This is a genomic window from Zwartia vadi, assembly GCF_030410375.1.
Taxonomy (GTDB): domain Bacteria; phylum Pseudomonadota; class Gammaproteobacteria; order Burkholderiales; family Burkholderiaceae_B; genus Zwartia; species Zwartia vadi.
Window position 1 is genome coordinate 142,716 of record NZ_JAUHHE010000010.1, and the last position, 10,269, is coordinate 152,984.

Annotated in this window: 5 protein-coding genes; 1 reads left to right on the plus strand and 4 read right to left on the minus strand. The window is 48.7% G+C overall.

The genetic code is table 11. The features are described 5' to 3' along the window. Window positions 1–2: 2 nt before the first annotated feature. Complete coding sequence (locus QWY27_RS10400; protein ID WP_290197408.1) at window positions 3–1,595, plus strand: MBL fold metallo-hydrolase; 1,593 nt, start codon at window positions 3–5, stop codon at window positions 1,593–1,595. A 3-nt stretch (window positions 1,596–1,598) separates the two neighbouring features. Here QWY27_RS10400 and QWY27_RS10405 read toward each other — a convergent pair whose 3' ends face one another. The 4 genes from QWY27_RS10405 to QWY27_RS10420 all read right to left on the minus strand — a co-directional run. After that, window positions 1,599–2,498 carry a cupin-like domain-containing protein gene (locus tag QWY27_RS10405; protein ID WP_290197410.1) on the minus strand — a complete coding sequence of 300 codons (900 nt, stop codon included), beginning with the start codon at window positions 2,496–2,498 and terminating at the stop codon, window positions 1,599–1,601. A 5-nt stretch (window positions 2,499–2,503) separates the two neighbouring features. Next, on the minus strand, window positions 2,504–3,316 hold the full coding sequence (locus QWY27_RS10410) for a phytanoyl-CoA dioxygenase family protein (RefSeq protein WP_290197412.1): 813 nt from the start codon (window positions 3,314–3,316) through the stop codon (window positions 2,504–2,506). 32 nt (window positions 3,317–3,348) lie between these two features. Continuing rightward, window positions 3,349–4,260 carry a phenylalanine 4-monooxygenase gene (gene phhA / locus QWY27_RS10415; protein WP_290197414.1) on the minus strand — a complete coding sequence of 304 codons (912 nt, stop codon included), beginning with the start codon at window positions 4,258–4,260 and terminating at the stop codon, window positions 3,349–3,351. Between the two features lie 154 nt (window positions 4,261–4,414). After that, window positions 4,415–10,269, minus strand: a 5,855-nt coding sequence (locus QWY27_RS10420; protein WP_290197416.1) for a non-ribosomal peptide synthetase, incomplete at its 5' end; no start/stop codon positions are given.

Sequence of the window (10,269 nt, forward strand, 5' to 3'; positions counted from 1 at the left end):
GTATGTCTGGATTAGTGACTTTAAAAGCGGATGTAGTGATTGAGCCTTTGGTGGAGCGCTGGTATGCCTGGTCGCATCTGATTTCGCCTGCGACAGCGGCGCTAAACATACCCTATCGACATTTGACTTTGCTTGAGTCCTTCGTGAGTGCTCCGGATATTCATGCTGCGGCTTGTCAAAATCCAAGTTTACGGGGCGGCCCTTTTGTCGACTTGCCAGTGACCGCCGTGGACGAAGTGCGCGGTCTGATCGCCAGGACCAAGGAGCGCCAAGCTGAGCAAATCGCATTCGGTGAAGGTTTGCGTGAAGCTTATCGCGCGATTTTGAAACAGGCTGACGGCTTTAGTATTGAAAAGTTTTACGAGACTTTGCCTGCTCCGGTGCGGGGCTACGTGGAGCTTTATTACACTTTGGGCGGACATCCGGATTTGCGAGTGATTGAACCACTGCTCTACAAAAGCCCGGCCTATAACCCCGCCTCTCAGTCCGCATTGATATACCAGGCAAATGGCGACGATCGCGCATTTGCATTCAGTACTCCGCGCTTGTCACGTCCTGATGCCGTGGAATTGGAGCGTCCTTTTAGCGATGAAATCTATGATTATCTTGCAGCACTTCGTATCACGCCGCAACCTCTGGATGCGGTGATTGCGCGTTTAGAGCAAGCGGGAGTGAGCGATCCAAAGTTTCGTGATTTCCTGACGGAAACGGCGCCTGTTCTCAATGATCGTACGCATCAGGGCGGTACACGCTGGCGCTATTTTGGGCATGCGTGTGTATTGGTCGAAGCCGAAGATGGCACCAACGTTCTTGTGGATCCGATCGTAGCGTATGACACGAACGGTGGAATCAAGCGATTTGTTTTGGCGGATTTACCTGACCGTATTGATTTTGTGGTCCTCACGCATAATCACGCTGACCACGTTCTCTTGGAAACGCTGCTCGCCCTGCGCTATAAGATCGATACGATCGTTGTGCCAAGCGCTGGTGGAGGGTTGGCTGATCCTTCGCTCAAACTGATGTTGCAATCGATTGGTTTCAAAAAAGTCATTGAGCTCGAGCCGCTAGGCAATATTGAAAGCGGAAAGATGCTGATCACAGCATTGCCTTTCCTTGGGGAGCATGGTGATTTGGACATTCGCTCCAAAGCAGCCTGGTTGGTGAAGGCTGGTTCGCATAATCTGCTTTTCGCCGCAGATAGCAACAATCTTGAGCCGTTGATTTATGAGCATCTGAAAGCTATTTACGGGCCGATTGAAACGCTCTTTATTGGGCAGGAATGTCAGGGTGCACCATTTAGCTGGACATATGGTCCATTACTCCCTGTTCCGGTCGATCGTAAAAAGGACCAGACACGGAGATTGAACGGATCCGATGCGGAACGCGGTCTACAGGTCGTTAAGAGTCTCGGTAGTCAGCGAGTATATGTGTACGCGATGGGAGCCGAGCCTTGGCTGCAATACGTCACGAGTATTGATCCGTCAGAGGATACTGTGCCTGCCGTGAATGCTCGAAAGTTAGTCGAGGCTTGTCGCAATCTGGGCTTGCAATCGGAACGCTTGTTTGGCAGCGCGGATGTTACGCTGCCAGCCTAACGTTTATTTGTTCAATAAGCGCTTGATCCGGTGTTTGAACCGGAATAAGTGTGACATGCCATATAAATATGCTGCCTGTGGCGCTTCTTTGTAGCGCCAGATCGGGTCCACTTTCCAGAAGCGGTTGACTGAGCAGATGTAGTCGTTTCCAAGCGCTTCAATTTCATGCCACCACCCAACAGGCATATAAAGCGTTTCACCTTCGTTCAGATCGATCATTCTACGTTCGGCGAGTGCAGCTCGCAGGCGAGGAAACTGATCGAAATCTGGTCGGTCAATGTATACCTGACTAAAATTCGGAGTCAGTCCGCCCTGGGACATTTTGAAAGGATACAGTCCTTCTTGGATGCTGGGCGGGAAGAGTGAAATACGTTTGGTGCCCCTAAATTGAGACAGCGTGCCGTCCTGTCCATCGTAGTGGAGAGGCTCAACGTGTCCGCCCGGTCCAACCCAAACGTTCACATCGTTGGGCGGCTGTCTGCGAAGACCTGTTTTCGCTGCGATGAGATCGATTCCGGGGCCGACGACTTGGCGAAAGGATGTCTTTCCCATATCGATCATAGCCAAGTACATGCTTTCTTTCTTTGCTATGCCATTGCTGAGGGAATCGCAGTATTCACTGACCGTCATATGGCGTATTTCGCAGTAACTTTTCCACTGTGCTTTAGGGGTGATGAAACGCTCAGGTCCGTACACACGAACAGGAATCACCATGTCTCCAACGAGAGACATTAATTTATCAATATCAACCGGGATCGAGTCATTGAAGGCATCCGTCAAGATGACCGGTTTGTTCAGACGCTGGAATTCATTATAGAAAAGCTCTGGCGTTAGATAATCGACTGAGATGCGTTCGATTGAATTATGCGTTGCTTGGGCAAAGCTTTGCTTAGGGTGAATCATTTCTCTTATACATTTACGGCGAGTTGTTCGGCACGCATTGCAACAAGTGGGCGATAGTCTCGTCCGTTGAGGAACTCCGGCCTAAGAACCTTAGGTTGAATTTTTGGTGTATTGCTCACAGCGTTATAGGTCAGGATCGCGATACGACGATTTCTAGGCGAGATGTTCGGGGGTGAGGCGTGCACGAGATTTCCATGAAACCAGACCGCTGTGCCTTTTTTACCTGTGGCTGAAAATAGTCCTCCAGCATCAACGAGTCGGGTGACAAGCGATTCAGGGATTTGATAAGTGAGAGAGGCGCTGACATTACCTTCCCATCCCTCGGGCGCATCCGCAGCCTTTTGCGTATCGACGCAGCCGATAACATGCGAACCAGGGATGAAAAACAAGGGGCCATTGAATTGATCAATGTCGTCAAGAAAAATCATCACACTGACAATGTTAGCAGTCGGAATATTGTCTTCATTGCGCCAGTAGATGTAGTCTTGATGCCAGGGCCACATTTCGCCCGAAAATGCTTGTTTGACGTTCACCTTAAGCTGATGAATGTATACCTCATCCTTGAGAAGCTGTTTTGCTGGAGTCAGGAATTGGGGGGCGCGAATCAATTCGCTGTAGGTGTCGTCGTAGAGGTGACACCCATGAAAGGCGCGATAAGTTTTTCCGTCCTTTTCCAGTACATGTCCTGGAAACGAATGATTCTGAAACTCAATTGTGCATGCGAGTAAATTTTCAACAGCCTCTTGATTCAGGGCATCGTGCTGTACGAAATAGCCGTCACGCTCGTAAGCTGCTATTTGCTGGGCTGTCAGTGTCATATTGCGGAATCCAGTGTAGCGTTCGACGCAGCTTATGCCGCGGTTGCTTGAGGTTGCTTTTGCTCGTGATAGCGCAATGTCCCTCGCTGAATGATCTGATCCTCATCGATCAGCTCACCAAGCTCTATATCAGGTGTGCCAGACAACCGCGCAGCAAGTGCATCAAGATTAAGTTGAGCAATCTTGATCAAGTCATTCATGTCATCTAAAACAAAATATGTCTGTTGCAGGTCGTAGATCCAAAATTCGGAGCGCATGACTCTGCTGGCATCGAATTTCACCAGGTTAGGAGAACGATCCTCGAGCGCAAAGAGTATTTCTTTTTCAGACGAAGCGATCGCTGCACCAAAGCTGCGAATGCCGTTCTCTTCTTGCACAAGTCCGACTTCCACGATGTACCAGTACAGTCTGGCAATGCGTTCGATTAAGTCAGTCTGTTTCAGTTGATGCGCTTTCACGGCGGCCTTGCCGCAATTTTGAATAAAGTCGCCCATCAAGGGATACATCAGAAGCGGAATATGACCAAAAATGTCATGAAAAACATCTGGATATTCCTGATAGTCCATCTCATGTGGTCTGCGTATATAACAGCCAGAGGGAAATCGGCGATTCGCCAGATGCTCGAAAAATATATGGTCAGGAACAAGACCCGGAACAGCAACTACAGTCCAGCCCGAGTGCTTGTTCAGTCGCTTGGAAAGCTCGACAAAATTAGGGATCTGTTCTGAGTCCATCGGGAGCTCTTTGATCCCGCGCTCGAATAAAGCACAGGCACGACCCTTCATCAGCTTCGTCATGCGCTGATACAGCGTTTTCCATGTGGCGTGTTCTTGTTCTGTATATCGCTCCCAACCTTGGTCTATCGTCCAGTCCGGACGTTCTGGTTGATAATTTTCCAAGTTCAGCGGGTCGGCTGGCGCGACTAAATCTTTCTGGCTAGACATACATTTAGGCATCCGTTGACAAGAGCCTAAAGCTTAATGATTAATCAGTTCGGACACCTCTCAATTACTTGCAAAACATGGGTTTACAGGCAATCAGCTGACAATGCTGAGGCTGTCAGCCGAATATCCTTAAGAAGGTTTGAGTCTGTCAGTCTCAAGGGCTTGCGAGATACTTTAGGATGGCTTGAGCAAACGAGGAAAGCGTTTCTTGACGCCACAAAATATCCGAGTGACTGGCCGGAATATCAACGGTTTGAGCCTGAGTTGTTGTGAATGGAGACCAGTCGAAAATGCTCGGATCATCAGGCGCAGGCTCAAGTGTGGCTTTGACTAACAAAATCGGCGCCTCAATAACAGGCAGCACATGATTGGCTGTCAAAAGACTTGCCTGAACCGAGTGATCAAGCATGCGTTTAAACCAATCCAAGGGCATCTCTGCTGGAATCATATTGACGGAGCTCATATGGTCTCGGATTTGTAAAAGTAATGCCTCTTCGTTTGCTGATTCGGTGTGTGAAATACCCGCCTCCCTGGAAATAGCCGAAATAATCTGTTTGGCGCGTTCCTCTGGATTTTCACTCAGGTTGTTTTTGGAGATTGTGGCGGTATCGACAAGGATCAGTTTGTCGACGCGACAACCTTGTCGTTCGAGCTCTGCTGCCATTGCGTGCGCAATCGTTCCACCTAGTGATGTCCCAAGCAGCCGATAAGGACCGTGAGGGCTGACTTCACGGAGCGCGGCGACATACTCAGCCACAACCTCTTGCATCGAAGTGTGCGCAATTTCACCGGCCTCAAGGCCTTTAGCTTGTAGTGCCCAAACAGGTTGGTCAGGGCCGAGTGCATTGGCAAGATTGCCATACACACTCGCACTTCCGCCTGCAGGATGGACACAAAACAGAACGGGTTGCGATCCGGATTGACGCAAAGGAACAAGCGGAGTGTAAGGACGTGTTTGGCCATTGTCGATCAATTTTGATAGTTGCCCTGGAGTAGGGTGTTCAAAAAGTGCTCGCATGGGAAGTTCAACATTGCATGACTCCCTGACCTTGGAGATGAACCGCATTGCTAAAAGAGAATGGCCGCCGAGTTCGAAGAAGTTGTCGGTTGTGCCAACTCGGATCGCTCCGGTCAATATTTCAAATAGATTGCAAAGAGTCTTTTCAGTGTCCGTTTGCGGAGCTTGATAGCTGACACCTCCTGAAATTTCAGGATCTGGGAGTGCCCGTGCGTCCAGTTTCCCGTTAGGGGTCACGGGCAAACGGTTCATCACGACAAAATTCGACGGCACCATGTAATCAGGCAGGGTTTCTGACAGAGAGTCTTTGAGTTGAGCGATCCATATCCTGTCAATATCCCGTATCGTAGGTTGGTTGGCTAACTGATTCCAAGCCAACTGTTCAACATTCTTATCGGAGTAAAGAAGACAGGATGGGATACCAGAACACGCTTGAGCCAGACTGTGTTTGACAAAGTACGCATCAAAAAATCTTTCAGGATCTGTTTCTGAAAACATCAGTCCCACCCAGTAACCATGCTTTTCAGCAAGTGTGTAGAGCGCCTGCGGCAAGATCGCAAAAGAGGGTTGATGGACAAGCACCTCCCCAAGCTCTGAAAGAGTGATACTGACGTCCCCTTCTTGATCTGATCTGAGCTGTTCGAGGATATTCAAGTCATGTGATAGCTTGCCATTAGTCAGCCCTTTTACCCACAGCTTGTCGGGTCGACTTTCAAGAAGGGTGTTCAAACCTTGCAAATCAAATTTTTCTCTCTGTGCGTCGAGTCTTTCTTCATAGGAGGGTAAATCCTGGTGAGGTGAAAGACTATTCACATGAATGACGACATCACATCTAAAGAGTGACATTTCATTCGCATAATTGCTTTGTTTCAAGGTGAATTCAACATCACTGATTTCAGGACGAGTACGCATCAATTTTGCAAATAGCGCAGGGTCGATTAATAACTCTTCCTCAGATTCAACGCGGCGTTTGACTTGTTCACGCAAAGCTTGAATCGTCATGTCTGAATCAGCTTTGTAATATTCAACCGATGCGGTTTTGAGTTCGTGCAGGTTCAGCACACAAACGTCACCTACAAATATCTTTCCACCATTTCTGACTTGCTCGATACAGCGTGCCAAAACTTCAAGTAAATAGTCGACATTCGGAAAGTATTGTGCGACCGAATTAATAACGATCGTATCGACAGGTTGTCTAAAGTCAGGAAAAGGTCTGTCAGCTGTCTGGTGGTGCAGCGAGACATTTTTAAATCCAAAATAGTCAATCTTTTTTTGTAGAGTCGAGATCGTTACATTTGAAAAGTCTATGGCGGTGTAATGATCGACTGTCGGTGCGAAGGGTAGCAAAAGCAAGCCTGAACCACAGCCAATTTCAAAAATATGACGTGGCTGGAGTTCACGAATTCTGCGAACTGTCAGATCTCGCCACTCGTGCATTTCTGTCGCATGAATCGGTTGGCCATCGTAACTGCTCAGCCAACCTGAAAAATCCGGCTCATCCGGACTCGATGACTGTCTGTCTCGGTAAATCGAGTCCCAGACAGTATTGAAATTCTCAAGCTGCTCTCGATTGGATTTGGAAATCTCTGCTTCAAGCGCTGTCGTTTGACCTTTTACAACATAAGCAACAATCCGTTTTTCGCCTGAAATGTCCCTGACTTGAACGCTAGCCTGGCTGACTCCTGGAACTGACGTGATGGCATTCTCTATTTCACCAAGTTCAATTCTGAAACCGCGAATTTTGATTTGTTGATCCGCGCGACGGATATATTCAATATTTCCATCGCTACCCCAACGAGCCAGATCGCCTGTACGGTACATGCGAGTACCACTCGGACCGTACGGGTTGGCGATGAAACGCTCGGCACTTAGTCCTGGTCGGTTGACATAGCCCCGGGCCAGAGCAGATCCTGCGATGTATAGTTCACCGATCACACCCTCTGGAACCAAAGAGAGACTCTCATCCAAAATAAGCATCGCGTAGTCTTGCATCGGCTGACCGATCGGTGCAGGTGTTGTTTGCGATCTAAACGCTTCGAGGGTGATTGCTTGTGTACTTGCCCAGACTGTTGCCTCAGTCGGACCGTACATGTTAGTAATAGATTGACCAAACTTGATCATTTGTTGAGTCAAACGATAGGACAGCGCTTCGCCACCGACCAACATACGAAGCGAAGGGTGCCGCCCTTTGCTTTCGCTCACTATGAGATCCCACAGCGACGGGGTCGCTTGCATCAACGTGACACCATGGGTGTTGATCGCATGACACAGTGCGGCAGGATTCTTGGTTTCCTCGGGAGTGAGTAAGACGATCGAGGCGCCCGCGATTAAAGGTAAATACAACTCAAGTACCGCAATATCAAATCCGATTGTTGTGATTGCCAGTATTTTGTCTGAGGTTGCCAGTGGTGTTTCAACCTGTACAGCCTCTAAAAAGACTGACAAATTACGATGCGTCAGACCAACCCCTTTCGGTTTACCGGTACTTCCAGACGTGTAAATGACATACGCCAAATGTTCAGGATGTAGGGGAATTAATCGCTCTTGCGCATTAAAAGGCGAGCTCGATTGTTGAGCAATACGTGTAATAAGAGACTGTTGATCGAGCAGTAGTTTCGTCGGACAAGCCAGTGTTTCTCTAAATGGCTCGTTTTCCGACAAGCTTGAGGTTGTCACCAGACATTGTGCTTGACTATCTGTCAGCATGTATTGGAGGCGCGCAGCAGGATAGTCCGGGTCAAGCGGTAAATACGCTGCGCCGGTTTGTTGAACGGCGAGGAGAGTGATCAGCATTTGCGGGCTGCGATGAAGCAGAATGGCAACCAAGGCACCGGGGCCTATTCCTTGCTCAATGAGCACGCGAGCAAGTTGGCTCGCTTTGCTCAGTAACTCCTTATAAGTGAACGTTTGTTCAAACGTATGCTGCTGATAGACCAGTGCAAGGTTTTCACCATGTTTCAACGCGAGATCAGTGAGGCGATTTGCAAATAACTGAGGGACTGTTTGATCATGTATCGAACGATCGCTGCGCCTGATACTCTGATCAATCAAGCGTTCACTTTCATTTGCACTGACAAGCGGGATATTGGCAAGAACAAGATTGTATTGATGGTTAAAACTCCGGACTAGATAAGCAATTCGCTCAAGTATTTTCCTTGCATATGTCGCATCCAGTCTTTGCTCGTCGTAGGTCAGACGCAGCAATAGTTCTTCACCGGGAACGGCAATGAGGGAAATAGGATAGTGCGTACCGTCTATTCCTTGAGAGTCCGTTTGGGTGAGTGAGCCTAATTCTTGGGTGTTGCTTCCAACGCCGAGGGTGCCTGAGCTGTAGTTTTCAAAAATAAACAGTGCTTCAAACAAGGGCATGCTGTTTGCCTGTCCAGGACTTGCTAGTTTTTGAATGCGAGACAAGCCGAGGTGACCATATGCTTCTTGTTGAGCTTGCTCATCCTGCTGAGCCCTGAGCCAGTCGAGCAGTGTTTGCTCGGGAGTCAGTCTGAGGAAAAGTGGCAATGTTTCGATGAATAAGCCGATTGCTTGATCGATATGCTGGAGTTGACTGCCTCGGCCGTTTCGAACGCTTCCAATCACAATTCCGTCTGTCCGGCTGATCTTCGCCATTAACAGACCAAACAAACCTTGCAGTGCAGAGGCTGGTGTCAAACCGTGTTCTCGCGCAGTTTTTTCGAAATCGCGGGTGCTTTTGGAGTCTACGCTCAGTCTAATATCGCCCATTCCCTTTTTAGGAGAGCTCGGGCTTGGCAACATCAGCTGTCCTGCCTCTTGTGTAGGGTCTAAATGCTGCTTCCAATATTCAATCGCAGCGTTTTCAGGTTGTTGCTTAAGCCAAAGCAGGTGATCTTTCCAATCAAATGCTCGAGAAAGCTTGAGTGGGACGCCGTTAAGCTCCGACTCGTAGAAGCGTGCAAGGTCCTTGAGCATCAACGGTGTTGACCAGCCATCCAGCACCATATGATGATTGGATATCAATAGGGCTGTATTGTTGTCATCGAGCTGAGTTAATCTCGCTCTGAATAATGGACCTTCTGTCAGATTGAAGGGCGACTCGATATCTAATTGACGTAATCGAGCAAGGCGCTCTTGCGGTGACCCTGTCAGTACGGCGATCGAGCACTCGAATGTCGAACCGTTCAGGATCACACCCGTCGCTTCAAGTGTGGACGGTGCGACCACGACGAGTCTTAAAATTTTATGGCGCTCAATCAGCCTTTTATAGGCACGCTGCATAGCGGATAGATTGAATGCTCCACTAAAGGTGAAGGCCATCTGTACATGATACGGGTCGATCGTATCTGGTTCTCTGGACAAACTCTCAAACGCCAGACCCTGCTGCAGGGTTGTGAGGGGGATGACATCCTCAAGCGTTGGATACTTCCTGACAAGTAAATCTAACGAGTGTTGCGTCAGTGTTTGACCCATCAAATCAAAATCTGAGGGTGTATGGCGATTAAAAAGCGGGTCTTCCAGGCAGTGTCTGGTGAGCGTGATCAATGCTTGCGTAAAAGATAACGACAGGGCTTGAATCGAGGTTTCATCATGTGCTTGCTTGCAGTAGGCGACGCTGAATCTCAGGCAACCCTGCGGGTCAATCATTGCATTGATATCAAGCAATTGCATGCGTTGTCGATCATTGTCATCTTGACAGGCTGTGAGCCCACCTTGATCAAACATCCATTGTTCCAATGGTTTATTGGCATCATTGGATAGTGAGTGTTGATTTTCTTCGTTGAACTGACCTAAATAGTTCAAAACGATTTGCGGTTGCGGACAGTGGTCAAACAGACTCTTTGTCTGCGCATCGAAGTGACGCAGAATACCGAAGCCAATGCCCTTGTCAGGTAGTGCACGCAGATCCTCTTTGATCTGTCTCAGTGCAAGACCGGGTGCCTCAGGCTTGGACCAGTCAAGCTGGCCGACCCGCAAGCGCAGGGGAAACAGGCTGGTCAGCCAGCCGATGGTGCGCGTCA

What these genes read in the sequence shown, in the direction of transcription:
- QWY27_RS10400 (WP_290197408.1), top strand. Translation starts at nt 3, where the DNA reads ATGTCTGGATTAGTGACTTTAAAAGCGGATGTAGTGATTGAGCCTTTG.
- QWY27_RS10405 (WP_290197410.1), bottom strand. Translation starts at nt 2,498, where the DNA reads ATGATTCACCCTAAGCAAAGCTTTGCCCAAGCAACGCATAATTCAATC.
- QWY27_RS10410 (WP_290197412.1), bottom strand. Translation starts at nt 3,316, where the DNA reads ATGACACTGACAGCCCAGCAAATAGCAGCTTACGAGCGTGACGGCTAT.
- phhA (WP_290197414.1), bottom strand. Translation starts at nt 4,260, where the DNA reads ATGTCTAGCCAGAAAGATTTAGTCGCGCCAGCCGACCCGCTGAACTTG.